The organism is Hoeflea prorocentri (assembly GCF_027944115.1).
Classification (GTDB): Bacteria; Pseudomonadota; Alphaproteobacteria; order Rhizobiales; family Rhizobiaceae; genus Hoeflea_A; species Hoeflea_A prorocentri.
Map to the genome: position 1 here is coordinate 1,333,875 of NZ_JAPJZI010000001.1, position 16,926 is coordinate 1,350,800.

A 16,926-nucleotide genomic window follows, 5' to 3' on the forward strand; every position below is an offset into this window, starting at 1 on the left:
CGCTACAGAGTGCCTGTCGTGTATTTCAGGGAGCGGCTGGCATGAAGAAGATTATCGTTTCATCATTTTGTCTTTTGGTTGCGGGTGCTCAGCCGGGCTTCGCACAGGATGCAGGCCAGGAGGCTCTGGACGACTGGTTGCAGTCCTATCGCGACCTCGGTGCAACGGCATCCTATGAGACTGTACACACCTCTGGTGATACGCTGACGGTCAAGGGTCTCGAAGTCAGCTATTCCACCACCTTCACGATGCCGGATTCTGATGCGGAGGACGGCGATCAGACTGTCAGCCTGTCGATGAGCTGGAAAAGCCCCGAACTCACCGCGCAGAACCTGAGGGCAAATGCCGGGGGCTACGCTGCCGACAGCCTGACCCTTTCAAACGGCTCGACCATAGCGGCTGCCCTGGATACGGAGGATGAAGGCGGTCTGAAGGTCAACGGTACAATAGACGGATATGTCGTCACAGACGGGCGGTGGCCGCGCTTGCCCCGGATTGCCGAAGACCCCGAGCGGCCATTCAGCCGCTGGCTTCCGCTGATGCAGACGGTCGTCCAGATCAGCTACAAGGAGGAGCGGGCCGAGCAGATTTCTTTTGATATTTCGGCAGGCGAAGCCGGTGACGAGTTTACGATGACAACGCTCATCGAAGACTATGCGGCGCTTGATATGAGCAACGGACGGCTGGCAGAATATGGAACCGGCAAAATAAGCCAGGAAACAAAAGTCTCCGGTGAGGGCGACGACGAAGACTTTACCCAGACAACGACAATGGCAAGCAGCCGAACAACCGGCCTCGATTTCGGGGCGATGCTTGCACTGTTCGACCCGCAAATGCGCGGCTCGGAAGAATACCGGACGCTGATCGAAACGTCGTCGGTGAATGGCTATCGCGAAAAGAGTGACTTCTACAGTCTGATCGTCGACCGCAGCGGCTATGAGGATGTCGCCGTGCGGGCACCGCGTACGGACCTGCTGGCTTTTCTCGACACCCTGGCAACCGGTGAGGAACCCGAGGTTTCGGCGCTCGTCCTGTCGGTGATCGATATCTACCGGTCATTTGCGGTCGGACGGATGTTTGCTGACGGATTGTCCGTGGGCTACGACATGCCACCGGAGGCGGGCTCGGGCCAGGTCGGGCAGATCCTGCTTGAGGATTTGAGCGCCGACGGTCTCGGCGAATTCTCGATTTCATCGGTCAGCTTTGATCTTGGCTCGGAAGGCGCTTTTGACCTTGGCCGCTTTTTCATTGGCGACATTGAGTTCCCGCCATTCGATCCCGTCGAAACCTTCCTTTCCGATCTCGACAATCTCGATGATCCCGATCCGCTGGTGGTCGCCAGACTGTTCACGCCGCGCTCCGTTGTCATGGAACTGGCGGGCTTGTCCGTCACGGGAGCGATGCCGCAGGGCGATATCAGCCTCGGCCGCTATTTCATGGAGCTGGAAACCACCGTCCCGCCGATGCCCACTTTCGTTGAGATCGCAACGGAAGGGCTGGCTATTCCGATTGCAGCGCTTGACGACGACGAGGCCATCGCTGCATTTCGGGCGGCGGGCATCGACACGCTGCGGCTCGACGAAAAGATCAGGCTGCGCTGGGATGCATCCACCGAGGACCTGATTGTCGAAAACATCGTCGTCGAACTGGGCGATGTCGGTAAGGTTCGCGCCAGTGCAAGGTTCGGCGGCCTGACACGGCTTGTCATGGAAAACCCGACAAGTTACCAGGCGCTGATCGCCACCCTTAACGTCAAGGACTTTGAACTGGAACTGATCAATGAGGGCGGTTTTGAGACGGCGATTGCGTTGATGGCGGAAGATGCGGATGTCAGCGAGAACCTGATGGCAGAACTTCTCCTTGAGCAACTGCGGCAGGCTTTGACCGTTGTCGACAATGATGCGTTCACCGACATGGTGCTGAGTGCGGCAGAGACGTTCTTCGACGAGCCGCGCAATCTCAGCTTGACGATTTCACCCGATACTCCGGTTGCCGTTTCACAGATCGCCGCGGGTGCGATGACCGCGCCGCAAATGCTGCCGGATCTCCTCGGTGCAACAGTCGAGGCCAACCGCTAGTTTTTCTCACCTGACCGTCAAACGAAAAACCCCGCCGGACAGCGGGGTTTCTTTTCTGAATATCGGTCCGGCTTCAGCCGGCCATTGCCTTTTGAAGGTTCTCGTCAACCTTGTCGAGAAAGCCGATGGTCGACAGCCAGGGCTGATCCGGACCGATGAGCAAGGCAAGGTCTTTGGTCATGTGACCGCCTTCGACGGTTGCCACGCAGACTTCTTCCAGCGTTTTGGCAAAGCGTGCCAGATCGGCGTTGTCGTCCAGCTTGGCGCGGTGCGCAAGGCCCCGGGTCCAGGCGAAGATCGACGCGATGGAGTTGGTGGAGGTTTCCTCGCCCTTCTGATGCTGGCGGAAGTGGCGCGTCACCGTGCCGTGGGCCGCCTCGGCCTCAACCGTCTTGCCGTCCGGTGTCATCAGGACCGAGGTCATCAGACCGAGCGAGCCGAAGCCCTGAGCGACCGTATCGGACTGGACGTCGCCGTCATAGTTCTTACAGGCCCACACATATCCGCCCGACCATTTCAGGTTCGCGGCGACCATGTCATCGATGAGGCGGTGCTCATAGGTGATGCCGGCTTCCTTGAAGGCGTCCTCGAACTCGGCCTCATAGATTTCCTGGAAGATATCCTTGAAGCGGCCGTCATAGACCTTGAGGATGGTGTTCTTGGTCGACAGATAGACCGGCACTTTGCGCTGCAGGCCGTAGTTCAGCGAAGCGCGGGCAAAATCCTCGATCGACTTGTCGAGGTTGTACATGCCCATGGCAATGCCGGAGCCGGGGGACTCGAACACCTCGTGTTCGATTTCCTGCCCGTCCTCGCCGACGAACTTCATGAACAGCTTGCCCTTGCCGGGAAATTTGAAATCCGTCGCGCGATACTGATCGCCGAAGGCGTGACGGCCGACGATGACCGGCTTCGTCCAGCCCGGAACAAGGCGCGGGACGTTCTTGCAGATGATCGGCTCGCGGAAGATGACGCCGCCGAGAATGTTGCGGATCGTGCCGTTGGGCGAGCGCCACATCTTCTTCAGGTTGAATTCTTCGACGCGTGCTTCGTCCGGCGTGATGGTCGCGCATTTGACGCCGACACCATATTTCTTGATGGCTTCTGCGGCATCGACGGTGATCTGGTCGTCGGTGGCGTCGCGACTCTCCATGCCAAGGTCGTAATATTTCAGATCGATGTCCAGGTAAGGGTGAATCAGCTTGTCCTTGATGAACTGCCAGATAATCCTGGTCATCTCGTCGCCGTCGAGTTCGACGACAGGGTTTTCGACCTTGATCTTTGCCATATGAAAGAGCCTCGTTACTGAAGGGATTGGGGCTTTGCCCGTAAAATATGGTGATGTTTGCGGCTCCTATACCATTGTGGTGCCGGAAGGCAAAGGCGGGCCGTCTCGCGAATTCGTATAAGGTGGTTCAAGCAGTGGCGAACTGTGTTAACGCAGGCCTGTCAGGATGGGGAGAGTCTCGGCCATGGAGTTTGAATCGGCTGTTTTCGAGGATGAGACGCGGCGTTTACACTATGTCTCGATGGGGGACCACGACAAGCCGTTGATGCTGTGCCTGCACGGCTTTCCGGAGTATTGGGGCGCATGGCGTGACATCATGCCCCATTTGGCACGGACATTTCGTGTTGTCGCACCCGATCAGCGCGGTTTCGGGCGCTCATTCAAGCCTGAGGGCGTTGAGGCCTACCAGACCTGGCATCTCGTCAAGGACATCAATGCGCTGGCGGATTATCTTTCGCCAGATGAGCCGTTTGTCCTTTTTGGCCATGACTGGGGTTCCGCCGTTGCCTATGCCTATGCTTTCGGGCGGCCGGAGAGGCTTCGCGCGCTGGTCGTCGCCAATGGCGTCCATCCTCATACGTTTCAAAAGGCAATCATCGACGATCCGCGGCAGCGCGCCGCCAGCCAGTATATGCGTTTCCTCCGCAGTGAGGGTGCGGCAGCAACAATGCGGGAAAATGATTTCGCGCGCACGCTTAACATGATTGCCGGCTTCTCCAAGGCCGACTGGATGAGTAATGAAGACAGAAAAGCCTATCTGGAAGCCTGGGGCGGCGATGGCACCATGGAGGCGATGCTGAACTGGTACCGGGCATCTCCGGTCGTTGTTCCGCCGGTTTCTCAGCCGGCAGAGGAGGTGGCCGAAAAGGTTCCTGTCTATGACATTTCACCTGAGGCGATGACCGTGCGCGTTCCGCATCTTGTCGTCTGGGGCGAGGATGACGAGGCGCTCAGGCCGGTTTGCCTTGAAGGCCTTGAGCGTTTTGCCGGTGATCTGACGGTCGAGCGGATTTCGGGCAGCGGCCACTGGGTGCTGCATGAACAACCGCAAAGAGTTGCGGATGCGGTGAAGCAATGGCTTTCATCCCGGAGCCTTTGATGGACAGACGCGTGTGAGGCAGCAGGGGTTAGCGCGCCTCCGGATTTGTGCAATGATCGGCAAAGCCTGTCGGTCCCCGGGGAAATGCGATGTTCTACTTCAATGTCCGCAACAGCAAAAATCCGGAGCGCACCGCGGCCGGTCTGCTAAGGCTCAAGGTCGATATGGAAGAGGCCGGTATTCCGCCGCGGCATCCCGACACCACCCTCATTGCGACATGGAATATCCGCGAGTTTGATTCCAAGGCCTATGGCGAACGCTCGCTGGAATGCCTCTATTACATCGCGGAAATCTGCTCGAAATTCGATATCATAGCAGTTCAGGAAGTTCGCGAACGGCTGGACGCGCTGGAGCAGGTGCGCGCCATCATGGGGCGCGGGTGGAAATACATCGTTTCCGATGTCAGTGAAGGCAAGCCCGGCAACCGGGAGCGCATGGCGTTTTTATACGACAGCAACAAAGTCCGTTTTACCGGCCTTGCCGGCGAGATCGTTATCCCGCCGATCCAGATCAAGGAGAACGGCAAAACCGTTCGCTATGATCCGGCGCGGCAATTGTACCGCACGCCCTTCATCGTCGGTTTCAAGTCGGGCTGGACGACACTCCAGCTCTGTACGGTCCATATTCTCTATGGAGAGGACGAAGCTGACAATGAGGAACGGGCGCGGGAAATTGCATCGGTGGCACAGTTCCTGTCCAAGCGTGCGCAGGAAGGTCAGATCGAGGATGCCAATCTGGTACTGCTTGGTGACTTCAACATCTACAAGCCTACTGACATAACCATGAAGGCGATCACGGACGCAGGGTTCGTGATCCCGGAGGAACTGCAGGACGTGCCTGCCACAAACACAGGCAAGAAAAAGCGTCACTACGATCAGATCGCCGTCATGCCGCAAATGTGGAGGATGGAGACAACCGGCAGGGCCGGTGTCTTCGACTTCTACAATACGGTTTACCGCGCCCTTGAAGAGGATGAGGTCTCCTATGCCGAGGAGATGGGCGAGGCCTATAACGTCACATCGAAAGGCAAGGTGCGCACGAAGTCCGGCAAGACCAGCTATTACCGCACCTACTGGCGCACGCATCAAATGTCTGACCATTTGCCGATGTGGATGGAAATCCGGTCCGATTTCTCGGTTGAATATCTCGAGGAGTTCATGGTGCCGGACGAGCTTTGAAAGTCCGGCGCCAAAGCCGGTTTATTGTTCCTTTCGCCCTTTCTTCGTTTGCGGCAATATGCCAGTTAAAGCCTTCATCAGGACTTGCAGGCTGACGGGATCTCATGGCCGGAACGGATAGGAACAGGGAACTCTTGACGGGCGGGCCGGCGATTGTGCTGGTCGAACCGCAGCTGGGCGAAAACATCGGCATGGTCGCCCGCGCCATGGCGAATTTCGGCCTGTCTGAGTTGCGGCTCGTCAATCCGCGCGACGGCTGGCCGAGCGAAAAGGCCCGTTCGGCAGCGAGCAAGGCTGATCATGTCATCGATGCGGCAACGGTCTTTACAACGCTTGAGGAAGCGATTGCGGATCTCAATTTCGTTTATGCGACAACGGCGCGGGAAAGAGACGGTTTCAAACCGGTGCGCGGACCGGTTGAGGCGGCCGATACCTTGCGGCAACGCATGGGCTCGGGGCAAAAATGCGGTGTTCTTTTCGGGCGCGAGCGCTGGGGGCTGAAGAATGAAGAGGTGGGTCTTGCCGACGAGATCGTGACCTATCCGATCAATCCTGCCTTCGCCTCGCTTAATATCGCCCAGGCCGTGCTGCTGATGTCCTATGAATGGATGAAATCGGGCCTTGGCGAAAAGACGCGGACACCGTTTGTCCAGGCCGACATGGAGCCGGCGACCAAAGCCGACCTCCAGGGCCTTTTCGATCATCTGGAAGAGGCGCTGGATGCACGGGGATATTTCCGGCCCGCCGACAAAAAGCCCAAAATGGTCGACAATCTGCGTGCGGTCTTGAGCCGGCAAGGGTTCTATCTGCCGGAAATCAGAGTGCTGCGCGGTGTCATTCGTTCGCTTGACCGGTTCAGCCGGCAGGCGCCGAAAGGGCAGAACCCGGGCGCGGGTGAGCGCAATGTGTCCGCCGGGCAGTCAGCAAGCGAGGGCAATAAAGATTGAGCGATGCGCCGGTCCTTCTGTTTGATTCAGGCATAGGCGGTCTGACGGTGCTCCGCGAGGCGCGTGTCCTGCTTCCCGAGCGGCGCTTTGTCTATGTGGCGGATGATGCAGGGTTTCCCTATGGCGGGTGGAGCGAGGATGCCTTGAGCGAGCGTATCGTCCGGCTTTTCGGGCAGCTCATCGCCGAATACCGGCCTGCAATCTGCATTATTGCCTGCAACACCGCATCAACGCTCGTTCTGGAGCCGCTGCGCAAGGCCTTTCCGGAGATGCAGTTTGTCGGCACGGTGCCGGCTATAAAACCAGCGGCGGAATGCACGCGCTCAGGGCTTGTCAGCGTGTTGGCGACACCGGGTACGGTCCGGCGCACCTATACACGCGACCTTATCCAATCCTTTGCCTCGCAATGCCATGTCCGCCTTGTCGGTTCTGAGAACCTTGCAGGCCTCGCCGAACGGTATATTCGCGGCGATAGCATTGACCCCCAGGATATACTTGCGGAGATCGAGCCGTGCTTTGTGGACCAAAACGGCCGCAAGACGGATATTGTAGTGCTTGCCTGCACGCATTATCCGTTCCTTGCCAACCGCTACCGGAGCCTTGCGCCATGGCCGGTGGACTGGCTGGATCCGGCCGAAGCGATCGCGCGGCGGGCCAAGTCCCTTTTACCGGTGTCGGACGGCGTTTCCGAAGTGCCTGATATAGCCGTTTTCACCTCTGCCGAGCCTGATTTCGCAATACGGCGGCTGATGAGCGGTTTCGGCCTGCAATTCGTTGCCACGCAGGATTGACAACAGGGCCTGATTGGCCTAAATCCGCGCAGTCTCCGGGCCTTGTGCCCGGTTTTTGTTACGTGTCCCGTGAATGACCGCCGCTACGCAAGGCCGGACATTCTGTCAGTCGGCAAAAACAGCCGGCAGAGGAGGGCGCGTTTCCTTCGACCGGTTTGGGAACAAACCGGTCTAGCCATTTGAAAGGGAATGCGATGAGTAAACGCGAATCGTCCAAATACAAACTTGATCGCCGCATGGGCGAAAACATCTGGGGCCGTCCCAAATCACCGGTGAACCGCCGCGAATACGGGCCGGGCCAGCACGGACAGCGCCGCAAGGGCAAGCTGTCCGACTTCGGTATCCAGCTTCGCGCCAAGCAGAAGCTGAAGGGTTATTACGGCGATATCCGTGAAAAGCAGTTCCGGAAAATCTACGAGGAAGCAAACCGCCGCAAGGGCGATACCCCGGAAAACCTGATTGGTCTTCTGGAGTCGCGCCTCGACGCCGTGGTCTACCGTGCGAAGTTCGTTGCGACTGTTTTTGCAGCGCGTCAGTTCGTCAATCACGGCCATGTCATGGTCAATGGCGTCCGCACGAATATTCCGTCCTACCGCTGCAAGCCGGGCGATGTGATCGAAGTGCGTGAAAAGTCCAAGCAGCTTGCTTTTGTCCTCGAAGCATCGCAGCTCGCCGAGCGTGATGTGCCGGAATATATCGAGGCTGATCACAACAAGATGGTCGCGACCTATGTTCGCATCCCGACTTTGTCGGATGTGCCTTATCCGGTTCAGATGGAACCGAACCTGGTCGTCGAATTCTATTCGCGCTGACCGGTTCCAACCGAACAGAACAAGGCCGTCGGAAATTCCGGCGGCTTTTTTTGTTTCCTTCTCAGCCACGTCGCGATAGGTAGCTGCGTGACGTTCGGGACAGGAATAACCCCATGAACATGCATGACAGCGCAACGCTTCGCGAAGTGGTTGAAGCTGATGGTGACACACAGGCAGACACCTGCCATCCGATGTTCCGGGATGCGCCGTCCTCGGTCAGCTTCAAAAAGCTGCGCAAACGGCTTTTGAGGCAAACCCGCCAGGCGCTCGAGGATTTTGGCATGGCGGGTAGCGGCAATGGCCGGCCTGGGCGCTGGCTTGTTGCCTTGTCCGGCGGGAAGGATTCCTACGGCCTTTTGGCAATTCTGCTTGACCTGAAGTGGCGTGGCCTGCTGCCCGTCGAGATTGTCGCCTGCAATCTAGACCAGGGGCAGCCGAATTTCCCCAAGCATATCCTGCCGGATTTCCTGGAGCGCAACGGGGTGGCGCATCGTATCGAGTATCAGGATACCTATTCGGTGGTGACTGATAAACTTCCCGAGACGAGCACCTATTGTTCGCTCTGTTCAAGACTTCGCCGCGGGCATCTTTATCGCATCGCGCGCGAGGAGAATTGCGATGCGCTGGTTCTCGGGCACCATCGCGAGGATATTCTGGAAACGTTTTTCATGAATTTCTTCCACGGCGGACGGCTCGCCGCCATGCCGCCGAAGCTGTTGAACGATGAGGGCGATGTCCTGGTTTTACGGCCGCTTGCCTATTGCGCTGAAGACGATCTGGCAAAATTTGCCGAGGCTTTGCGGTTTCCGATCATCCCATGCGATCTGTGCGGGTCCCAGGACGGGCTGCAGCGTGACGCGATGAAGGTCATGATCGCCGATATCGAAAGCCGTATGCCGGGCCGCAAGGATTCGATGATCCGGGCACTGACGAATGTCCGTCCGTCGCATCTCCTCGACCGCAGCCTGTTCGATTTTCTCAGCCTCGATGAACATCGCGCCGACAGCGTGGAAAAGACAAAATGACATTTTCCGATAGCGATATGACGGACCTCGTCGATCTCCTGAAAAGGACGGGCGAGGAGGAAATCCTACCGCGTTTTCGGGCGATTGAAGACAGCGATATCAAGCAGAAGGAATCAGCCTGGGACGTCGTGACCGAGGCTGACACCGCTGCGGAGGAATGCCTCACGGCGGAGTTGAGCCAGCGTTATCCGGACGCGTTCATCGTCGGTGAGGAAGCGACTGCGGAAAACCCTGGCCTGATTGACGGGCTGGGCGAGGCGGAATTCGCCTTCGTCATCGATCCGGTTGACGGGACCTACAATTTTGCATCTGGCATGCCGACATTCGGGACGATCCTTGCCGTTATCGTCAACGGCGAATGTGTTGCCGGCATTATCCATTACCCGGATGGTGGCGAGAGCCTTGTCGGCGCTGCAGGGGGCGGAGCCCGTCTTCTTGGCGCTCGCGGCGGTGAACGACGCTTGAAAGTGGCAGAGCCGACAGGCCTTGACCAGATGGTGGGCACCATATCGTGGGGGTTTCTCAAAGAGCCGGAGCGCAGCCGGATTGCCGGGAACCTCGCCGGTATCGGGATGCCGTTCGCATTTCGTTGTTCGGCCTGGGAATACCGGCTTGCGGCCGCGGGCAGGGCGCATTTTGTCAGTGCACATAATCTGATGCCGTGGGATCATCTGGCCGGCGTTCTGATCCATGCGGAAGCCGGTGGCTATACGGCCTGCCTTGACGGCTCACCCTACGGCCCCGGAGTTAACAGCGGAGGGCTGATCACTGCGACGGATCCGGAAAGCTGGTCGCTGATCCGGCGTGAGATTTTTGAACTGTCTTGAACCGGACTCGCTCCTGGCCCTTATGACCGGGCAAACAGCCGGCCTTTTTCCGTCCAAACGATGATTGCGACGCCAATCCAGCCGAATGCAGCAAACGCTGCTGCAATGGGAATGAGGGTTCCGTCAAATGCCTGCCCGACCAGGGCGCCAAGAACAGCACCGCCTGTAAAGCTGATAACCCCCATAACAGAGGATGCTGTGCCGGCGATGTGGCCGAGCGGTTCCATCGCCAGGGCGTTGAAGTTCGGCGGCACAAGACCGAAAGCGCCGATAATCGCCGCCATCAGTGCATAGGCAATCGGAAATGGCGGGGTGCCCGGCAGGCAAGTAAGAAGCAGGATCGTGCCAAAGACGGCATAGGCAATCAGCGAGCTGTGCGAGATCAGCCGCATGCCGACGCGCCGCACAAGCGAGCCGTTGCCGAAGTTCAGTACCGCCATAACGCCTGCATTGACCGCAAAGGCGAAGACGAACAGCGCTCCCAGATCATAGACGGATTGATAGATCTGCTGCGCCGAGATGACATAGGCAAACAACCCGCCGAAGCACAAGGTCGATGCCAGGGTGTACCCCATTGCCTGCCGGTTCGTGACCACCTCGCGAAAAGCCTTGACGATAGCGGTGAAAGACAGGGGAAGGCGGTTTTCATGGGGCAAGGTTTCACGCATGCGAAACCCGGACCAGCAGGCCATGATCAACCCGGCAAGACCGAGAAGAATGAATATCCAGTGCCAGGACAGGACACTGATAATTGCCTGCCCCAGGGCTGGAGCAAGGATTGGCACGATCATGAATATCGTAAAAGTGTAGGACATGACCCGAGCCATGTCGCGTCCGCCGAAACAGTCCCGTATGATCGCGTTGACGACGATGCGCACGGCCGCCGCCGCTATACCCTGCGCAAGTCTCAGCACCAGCAGCGTGGTGTAACTGTCAGCAAAAGCGTCTGCTACAGCGGCAAACGCATAAAACAGTGTCGCCGGAATTAGAATTGCCTTGCGACCAAATCGGTCCGAGATGGGGCCGAACAAGATCTGCGCACAACCAAAGCCCAGCATGAATACGGTGATTACCGCCTGACGGTCATTCTCATCCATGAGGGAAAAGCTGTGGCTGATTTCCGGCAGAGCCGGCAGCATGATATCGATCGAAAGGGCAATGATGGAGCTGAGCGCTGCCATCAGCAAGATGAATTCGGCAAAACTCATGCCGGCGCGTTCGACCATTTCGCTGCGGTGCGGCGAATCAGCCGCCTGTCGACCCGTGCCGGGTTCGCTATTCATATCCATAACGCTGCCTTTGGTGCGGTGTGCTGGATGGCCGGAGAGAGGCCGCATGCCGAGGTCGATTGGTAGATTCGGCGACTGTTCGCAAAGCACGGCCTTGTGCAATACGCCAAACAGGCCGCAAAGAGGAGACCGGTTTTACGGGGTAAACCCAAACTCTGGATTTGGCAATAGCGTGCAAATACGACGCCTGGCTATACGTACACTCCGGCGTTGAGCCGCATTACGCGCCGATCAGCCGGTGTAGCCGGCGAGTTTGCCGTTGATGACATAGTCGAGAATTTTGACGATCTGATCCGGTGTCTCAACAACCGCAAGGGCGGCTGCATCGACTTCCTTGAGCGCATGTTGATGGTCAGGCCCGTGCATGACGATCAGCGCCTTGCCGAGGGCAGAAGCATAGCCTGCATCGAACGCGGCGTTCCACTGCCGGTATTTTTCGCCGAACCGTACAACCACGATATCGGCATCGCCGATCAGCGTGCGCGTGCGGATCGCATTGACCTTGGCGCCCTTTTTGTCGTGCCAGAACTTGTCGGGCTCGGCGCCGAGTATGGATACGCCGCAATCATCCGATGCTTCGTGATGCGTCACGGGGGCGCTGAAAGCGACCGGAAGATCGGCCGCCCTCACACCTGCCTCGATCTGTTCACGCCAGGCGGTGTGAATCTCGCCGGACAGGTAGACGTTCCAGTTGCGCATCAAGCGGCGCCCTTGGTGGTGATGCCTTTTTCGCTCAGATGGCTCTGGAGTTCTTCGGCCTGGAACATTTCGCGGATGATGTCGCAACCGCCGACGAACTCGCCCTTGACGTAGAGCTGAGGAATGGTCGGCCAGTTCGAATAGTCCTTAATTCCCTGGCGCAGATCATCATCTGCCAGAACGTTGATGCCTTTGTATTCAACACCGAGATAATCGAGGATCTGCACGACCTGCCCGGAGAAGCCGCATTGCGGGAAGCCCGGTGTGCCCTTCATGAAAAGAACGACTTCACTGCCCTTGACCTCATTATCAATAAATTCGCTGATGGCTGACATTTCAATTCCTTATGGCTGCCGGGGAAAAGGCCCGGAGTTGGCTATGGACCGTAAATAACTCCGATGCGGGGGGATTTCCAGTCCTGCCGACACGCCGTGAGACCGGCGCCTTTCAAAAGCAAAAGCCGCGGATCGCTCCGCGGCCTTTTGCGTCTCAATGCCTTGGGCTTAGTAGTCGAGGCATTTCTGCAGAAGGGCGGGATCCGGATATTTGGCATTGGGGCCAAATTCCGCATAGCAGGCCGAGGTCCATGCATGTGCGGTGTTGTCGAATGGCGTGGCGGTGCCGCCCGAGTTCGCCTGGATTTTCATCATGCCAACGGGTGCGGCGGTTGAAGCGCGCCGGTTGTCGTCGGCATGAGCGGCGCCAAAAGTGGAAAGGGCGATTGTCGCTGCGGCGGCAAGGGATGCGGTTGCGTAGATTGCGTTTTTCATCTTGTGTCTCCTTATGGTTTATCCCCCTCACTGGGGTACGCGAACACATTGGGAGGCGGCGGCTGAACCGGTCTCGAATGTACTGTTCAGCCGATGTTCACCACAATGAATGTGTTTACGACCAGTAGATATTCAGGTTTCGTATTCTCAAGCCGCCTACACGTCGTCGCAGCTGTCCTGATGAGGTGATGCATGTCGATACAGCCAGGAGCTCTGATTTGATTTCGTGTGACGACCAATGCAAAATGGCAAGTCGCCGAGGCTGCATTTCTGAAATAAGCTATTGAAAATCATATAGTATTTTGTGCGACTGAATTTGGCTCAGGCATGGTGGTTCCACGGATTATGCTGAAGATGAAGGTAAGAGAACGGTGTGATGAAGCTTGAACTGCCGGAACTGCCGGCTTTGTCTCTCACAGGCAACGGGCGGCAGTTGCGCGAGACCGTCTTTGCCGACAGCTTGCCTGAAAGCCTTGGAGACGGCGACATCCGGCTGAACCTTTCGGGCGTGGAGGGCGACGGGCAGGTCGAGTTTGTCGAGCTTGATCCCTGGTGCAACCTCATTGTCAGCCGTTGTTACTGGAAGCAGCCGGGTGCGTTACGCTATCGCGGCGAAGGATGGATCCGGTTCAATTTCTGCCTGGCCGCCGATGCGACCTTCGTTTTCGATCAACACGGCGCTTATGAACTCAAAGGCAGCGAATTGCGGGTTTTTCATCAACCCAACGGGATCGATTGCGGTCACATCATCCGCCCCAAGGCGCGCTCGGTTTGCGTAACCCTTTCACTGCATCGTGACCAGATGATCCGGCGCATGCGCGAGATACCGGAATTGGCTGGTACGGCGCTGGCCCGTATTGCTGACGATGACGGCTTCTTTTTCGAACGGCTAGGCCAGCGGCCGGAAGCATTGAGGGCCGTACGTGATCTCCTCGACAATCCCTATGGCGGCAGCTTGCGTGCTCACTATATCCGCGCCAAGAGCGAGGGGCTGCTGTGCGCCGCCTTTGACGCGATGCTCGAGCGAAACGTCGAACAACGTGGCCCCCTCATGCGCGAGGCCGACTGGCGGCGCGTTGAAACGGCCAAGATGCACATTGATCACGACATTCTCGCCGTTCCGTCCGTCGAACGCCTGGCGCTGATGGTCGGGCTCAATCGTAACAAATTGTCATATGGTTTCAGGCACCGCTTCAATGTGACGATATCGCGCTACGTCGCAGGCGAGCGTCTGGAACTGGCCTGGCGCCTGCTGGAAGCTGGTCAGTTAAGCGTGTCACAGATCGCCGACCAGGTGGGTTACGCGCATGTCTCGAGCTTTTCGGCCGCATTCAAGGCACATTTTGGCCTTTCGCCCGGCAAGATAGCCGCTTGTATGCGCGAAAGTCTGCAATAGTGCGGCGCGCCTAACTCTTGGTGACGACCGCCTAAGCACAGCCTTTTGTTGGCAGCTAGTCTCTCCCGAACAATTATCCTTTGTGGGAGGTGGATTTGTCGACACTTGAATTCGTGCTTGTGCATGGCTCATGGCATACGGGCGAGTGCTGGGATGAGGTTAAGGCGAGTTTGGAGGCGAAGGGTCATCGGGCGTTTGCCCCGACCCTGCCTGGCCGCGGTCCGGGCCAGAGCACTGATGTGACGATGCGCGATTATGCCGATGCGGTGGCACAATTTGTTGTTGCCGAGGATTTGGCGGGCATCGTGCTGGTTGGACATAGCGCGGGCGGCACCGTTGTCTGTAAAGCGGCAGAACAGCTTGGCGACCGCATCAGTCGGCTCGTGCTGGTCTCGCCACTCCTGGTGGACAGCGGCAGCGCGCTAACGGATGCCGTGCCGCCCGAGTATGCCGGGCTGTTTGCTCATATGGCATCGGAATCGTCCGACAACACCATAATGGCGCCTTGGGAGGTATGGCGTGACTCCTTTATTGGCGATGCCGAAGAGACATTGGCCCGCAAAGCCTATGAACGACTCTGTGCCGAACCGTTCGGCCCGGTGTCGGAACCGGTCGACCTTGAAGCATTCGCGGCGATGCCGATCGCCAAATCCTATATCAACTGCACGGAGGACGTCGTCTTTCCGATTGGCGAATATGGGCTTTTCCCGCGCATGTACCAGAAGGTCGCGCCGTGCCGGCTGGTGAACGCTCAAGGCAGCCATGAGATGATGTATTCCAACCCGCATGCACTCGCGGAAGCCCTTGTGAAAGCCGGGCGGCCATGAGGATGTCCTGGACGATGGCATGCTGAAGCTGGCTTCGCGCTCATGCCGGGATGCGTGGCATTCAATATCATCGATGCCGGCCGAAAGTTGACCGAAATTGCACGAATGTGATTATGCGCTTAGCAACGCGGGCGAGTTGGCGGGGCTTATTCGCCAAGGCGCGGTTTCCCCCGAGCAGGTTCTGGAAGCTGCGATTGCCCGTATTACCCGCCTGAATCCGAGCCTCAACGCGGTCGTCGAGACCATGTTCGAGCAGGCGCGCGGCGCGCTGGCGGAAACAGCCAATGGAGGCGATGCGGAAAGGCCCTTGTTTGGCGTTCCGGCGCTGGTCAAGGATTTGCACACGCTGGTTGCCGGCAGCACCTTGACGCACGGAAGCGCGTATTTCGAAGGCCATGTCAGCACTGGGGACAGCGACATCGTGCGCCGGATGCGGAGTGCCGGTTTGTCGGTCATCGGTCGCACCAACACGCCGGAATTCGGCCTCAACACAACCACGGAAGGCCGTTTTCACGGGCCGGCGGTCAACCCCTGGAAGCGCGACCGTTCGCCAGGCGGCTCAAGCGGCGGCAGCGCAGTCGCGGTTGCCTCGGGGATGGTGCCCGTTGCGCATGCCACCGACAGCGGCGGGTCAATCCGTATTCCGGCCGCCTGTTGCGGTCTGGTCGGCCTCAAACCCAGCAGAGGCAGGATCTTTGCCGGGCTCGATCCCGGCGAAGGCTGGCACGACATGTTCAACGCCTTTGCCGTCACCAGAAGCATCGGCGATACGGCGCTTTTGCTCGATTGCCTGGCCAACACCGAGAAGCCGGCCCCGTACATTGCGGCAGGCTTTTCCGGTTCGTTCAGGACATTGGCCGATGTGTCGGTCCCGGCGTTCTCCATCGGTGTGCTCACGACACCGACATCCGGTGCTCGAGTCGACAGCCGCTGCACAGCAGCCGTTGAACGGGTCGCCTCGGCATGCCGCTTACTGGGCCACGCCATCCAGCCGATTAAGCTGGACTATGATGTTGCCGCTTTTGCCGACGCTTTCACCAAGATCATTTCAGCAAGCGTGGCGGCAACAGTGCATGCCCACACGAAAGCACACGGGCGTCAGCCGAATCGCGATGATTTCGAGCCTGCCGTATGGCAGGCTCTGGAACTCGGCAACGCGATCAGCGGCGCCGAACTCAATCTGGCTACAGCAAGCTTGCATCTGATCGCAGGCGATATTCTGCGCGAGATGGCCGGACTTGATCTCATTTTGTCGCCGACCATTGCCCGACCACCGATACAGACCGGATCGCTGGATACGAACACTGATGATCTTTCCGCCTTTCTGGCCAGGGTTTTTGCGTTTGCGCCGTTTACGTCGATCTACAACGCAACGGGTCAGCCTGCGATCAGCCTACCGGTCGATGCCGATGGCGACGGATTGCCGGTTGGCGTCCAGTTCGCGGCCGAGCCAGGTCGGGAAGACCAATTGCTGCAGATCGGTTGGCAAATGGAACACCGCTTCCCCTGGCGCGATCGCCAGCTTGCCCTGATCCGTTCGCTCTAGGACCAATCGACATTCGGTCTTCATTTTTCCTGGGCTTCAATCATATCGCCGCAACAATTCCATCGATGCTTTGAATGTCGATTGAGCCTAGTCCGGTGCGCTTGTCTGCAGCGCCAGCGCGTGCAGTGCTTCGCCCATATTGCCTTTCAGCGCCTGGTAGACCATCTGGTGCTGCTGCACCCTGGTTTTGCCCCGAAAGCTTTCCGAGACGACCTCGGCGGCGTAGTGATCACCGTCTCCGGCCAGATCGCGGATTGTCACCTGCGCATCAGGGATAGCGGCCTTGATCATTTCTTCGATGTCACCGGCATTCATCGGCATGGCACTCTCCCCGTATTGAATTTTGTCGATGCG

Annotated in this window: 17 protein-coding genes; 11 read left to right on the forward strand and 6 right to left on the reverse strand. The window is 58.2% G+C overall.

The window, feature by feature from the left end; all coding sequences use genetic code 11:
• The first annotated feature begins 41 nt into the window (after positions 1 to 41).
• Positions 42 to 2,078 carry a hypothetical protein gene (locus OQ273_RS06125; protein WP_267989586.1) on the forward strand — a complete coding sequence of 679 codons (2,037 nt, stop codon included), beginning with the start codon at positions 42 to 44 and terminating at the stop codon, positions 2,076 to 2,078.
• A gap of 73 nt (positions 2,079 to 2,151) precedes the next feature.
• Here OQ273_RS06125 and OQ273_RS06130 read toward each other — a convergent pair whose 3' ends face one another.
• Positions 2,152 to 3,366, reverse strand: a complete 1,215-nt coding sequence (locus OQ273_RS06130; protein WP_267989587.1) for an NADP-dependent isocitrate dehydrogenase — start codon at positions 3,364 to 3,366, stop codon at positions 2,152 to 2,154.
• 184 nt (positions 3,367 to 3,550) lie between these two features.
• Here OQ273_RS06130 and OQ273_RS06135 point away from each other — a divergent pair, with 184 nt between their 5' ends.
• The 7 genes from OQ273_RS06135 to OQ273_RS06165 all read left to right on the forward strand — a co-directional run bounded on the left by OQ273_RS06135 (position 3,551) and on the right by OQ273_RS06165 (position 10,045).
• The gene (locus OQ273_RS06135; RefSeq protein ID WP_267989588.1) at positions 3,551 to 4,465 is read left to right on the forward strand and encodes an alpha/beta fold hydrolase; all 915 of its coding nucleotides are present in this window, start codon (positions 3,551 to 3,553) and stop codon (positions 4,463 to 4,465) included.
• An 89-nt stretch (positions 4,466 to 4,554) separates the two neighbouring features.
• Positions 4,555 to 5,643, forward strand: coding sequence for an endonuclease/exonuclease/phosphatase family protein (locus OQ273_RS06140; RefSeq protein WP_267989589.1), 1,089 nt, complete (start codon positions 4,555 to 4,557; stop codon positions 5,641 to 5,643).
• A 104-nt stretch (positions 5,644 to 5,747) separates the two neighbouring features.
• Positions 5,748 to 6,590 (forward strand): RNA methyltransferase, encoded by an 843-nt coding sequence (locus OQ273_RS06145; protein WP_267989590.1) that lies wholly within the window; start codon positions 5,748 to 5,750, stop codon positions 6,588 to 6,590.
• Complete coding sequence (gene murI / locus OQ273_RS06150) at positions 6,587 to 7,381, forward strand: glutamate racemase (protein ID WP_267989591.1); 795 nt, start codon at positions 6,587 to 6,589, stop codon at positions 7,379 to 7,381. The genes OQ273_RS06145 and murI overlap by 4 nt, the downstream gene beginning before the upstream one ends.
• Before the next feature lie 194 nt (positions 7,382 to 7,575).
• Positions 7,576 to 8,193 (forward strand): 30S ribosomal protein S4, encoded by a 618-nt coding sequence (rpsD, locus tag OQ273_RS06155; protein WP_267989592.1) that lies wholly within the window; start codon positions 7,576 to 7,578, stop codon positions 8,191 to 8,193.
• A gap of 113 nt (positions 8,194 to 8,306) precedes the next feature.
• A complete protein-coding gene (gene ttcA / locus OQ273_RS06160) occupies positions 8,307 to 9,218 on the forward strand; it encodes a tRNA 2-thiocytidine(32) synthetase TtcA (RefSeq protein ID WP_267989593.1) in 912 nt (303 codons plus the stop codon).
• Positions 9,215 to 10,045, forward strand: a complete 831-nt coding sequence (locus OQ273_RS06165) for an inositol monophosphatase family protein (protein WP_267989594.1) — start codon at positions 9,215 to 9,217, stop codon at positions 10,043 to 10,045. Before ttcA ends, OQ273_RS06165 begins: the two co-directional genes overlap by 4 nt.
• 20 nt (positions 10,046 to 10,065) lie before the next feature.
• Here OQ273_RS06165 and OQ273_RS06170 read toward each other — a convergent pair whose 3' ends face one another.
• The 4 genes from OQ273_RS06170 to OQ273_RS06185 all read right to left on the reverse strand — a co-directional run bounded on the left by OQ273_RS06170 (position 10,066) and on the right by OQ273_RS06185 (position 12,803).
• On the reverse strand, positions 10,066 to 11,334 hold the full coding sequence (locus tag OQ273_RS06170) for a multidrug effflux MFS transporter (protein WP_267989595.1): 1,269 nt from the start codon (positions 11,332 to 11,334) through the stop codon (positions 10,066 to 10,068).
• A gap of 231 nt (positions 11,335 to 11,565) precedes the next feature.
• Positions 11,566 to 12,033, reverse strand: a complete 468-nt coding sequence (locus OQ273_RS06175) for a YtoQ family protein (protein WP_267989596.1) — start codon at positions 12,031 to 12,033, stop codon at positions 11,566 to 11,568.
• Positions 12,033 to 12,368 (reverse strand): Grx4 family monothiol glutaredoxin, encoded by a 336-nt coding sequence (gene grxD, locus OQ273_RS06180; RefSeq protein WP_267989597.1) that lies wholly within the window; start codon positions 12,366 to 12,368, stop codon positions 12,033 to 12,035. Before grxD ends, OQ273_RS06175 begins: the two co-directional genes overlap by 1 nt.
• A gap of 168 nt (positions 12,369 to 12,536) precedes the next feature.
• A complete protein-coding gene (locus OQ273_RS06185) occupies positions 12,537 to 12,803 on the reverse strand; it encodes a hypothetical protein (RefSeq protein WP_267989598.1) in 267 nt (88 codons plus the stop codon).
• Between the two features lie 376 nt (positions 12,804 to 13,179).
• Between OQ273_RS06185 and OQ273_RS06190 the strand changes: the two genes are divergently transcribed.
• The 3 genes from OQ273_RS06190 (at position 13,180) to OQ273_RS06200 (ending at position 16,572) form a co-directional block, all read left to right on the forward strand.
• Positions 13,180 to 14,199, forward strand: a complete 1,020-nt coding sequence (locus OQ273_RS06190) for a helix-turn-helix domain-containing protein (RefSeq protein ID WP_267989599.1) — start codon at positions 13,180 to 13,182, stop codon at positions 14,197 to 14,199.
• Positions 14,200 to 14,294: 95 nt separating this feature from the next.
• Positions 14,295 to 15,026, forward strand: coding sequence for an alpha/beta hydrolase (locus OQ273_RS06195; protein ID WP_267989600.1), 732 nt, complete (start codon positions 14,295 to 14,297; stop codon positions 15,024 to 15,026).
• A gap of 136 nt (positions 15,027 to 15,162) precedes the next feature.
• Positions 15,163 to 16,572: an amidase gene (locus OQ273_RS06200; RefSeq protein ID WP_267989601.1), complete on the forward strand. Its 1,410-nt coding sequence runs from the start codon at positions 15,163 to 15,165 to the stop codon at positions 16,570 to 16,572.
• A gap of 87 nt (positions 16,573 to 16,659) precedes the next feature.
• Here the strand turns inward: OQ273_RS06200 and OQ273_RS06205 are convergent, their stop codons facing one another.
• Positions 16,660 to 16,893 (reverse strand): BolA family transcriptional regulator, encoded by a 234-nt coding sequence (locus OQ273_RS06205; RefSeq protein ID WP_267989602.1) that lies wholly within the window; start codon positions 16,891 to 16,893, stop codon positions 16,660 to 16,662.
• Between the last annotated feature and the right edge of the window lie 33 nt (positions 16,894 to 16,926).

Excerpts from the sequence above, each read along its gene's own strand:
- OQ273_RS06130 (WP_267989587.1), bottom strand. The coding sequence starts at position 3,366 with ATGGCAAAGATCAAGGTCGAAAACCCTGTCGTCGAACTCGACGGCGAC.
- grxD (WP_267989597.1), bottom strand. The coding sequence starts at position 12,368 with ATGTCAGCCATCAGCGAATTTATTGATAATGAGGTCAAGGGCAGTGAA.
- OQ273_RS06165 (WP_267989594.1), top strand. The coding sequence starts at position 9,215 with ATGACATTTTCCGATAGCGATATGACGGACCTCGTCGATCTCCTGAAA.
- OQ273_RS06185 (WP_267989598.1), bottom strand. The coding sequence starts at position 12,803 with ATGAAAAACGCAATCTACGCAACCGCATCCCTTGCCGCCGCAGCGACA.
- OQ273_RS06170 (WP_267989595.1), bottom strand. The coding sequence starts at position 11,334 with ATGGATATGAATAGCGAACCCGGCACGGGTCGACAGGCGGCTGATTCG.
- rpsD (WP_267989592.1), top strand. The coding sequence starts at position 7,576 with ATGAGTAAACGCGAATCGTCCAAATACAAACTTGATCGCCGCATGGGC.
- OQ273_RS06125 (WP_267989586.1), top strand. The coding sequence starts at position 42 with ATGAAGAAGATTATCGTTTCATCATTTTGTCTTTTGGTTGCGGGTGCT.
- OQ273_RS06145 (WP_267989590.1), top strand. The coding sequence starts at position 5,748 with ATGGCCGGAACGGATAGGAACAGGGAACTCTTGACGGGCGGGCCGGCG.
- OQ273_RS06190 (WP_267989599.1), top strand. The coding sequence starts at position 13,180 with ATGAAGCTTGAACTGCCGGAACTGCCGGCTTTGTCTCTCACAGGCAAC.
- OQ273_RS06140 (WP_267989589.1), top strand. The coding sequence starts at position 4,555 with ATGTTCTACTTCAATGTCCGCAACAGCAAAAATCCGGAGCGCACCGCG.
- OQ273_RS06135 (WP_267989588.1), top strand. The coding sequence starts at position 3,551 with ATGGAGTTTGAATCGGCTGTTTTCGAGGATGAGACGCGGCGTTTACAC.
- ttcA (WP_267989593.1), top strand. The coding sequence starts at position 8,307 with ATGAACATGCATGACAGCGCAACGCTTCGCGAAGTGGTTGAAGCTGAT.
- OQ273_RS06175 (WP_267989596.1), bottom strand. The coding sequence starts at position 12,033 with ATGCGCAACTGGAACGTCTACCTGTCCGGCGAGATTCACACCGCCTGG.
- OQ273_RS06205 (WP_267989602.1), bottom strand. The coding sequence starts at position 16,893 with ATGCCGATGAATGCCGGTGACATCGAAGAAATGATCAAGGCCGCTATC.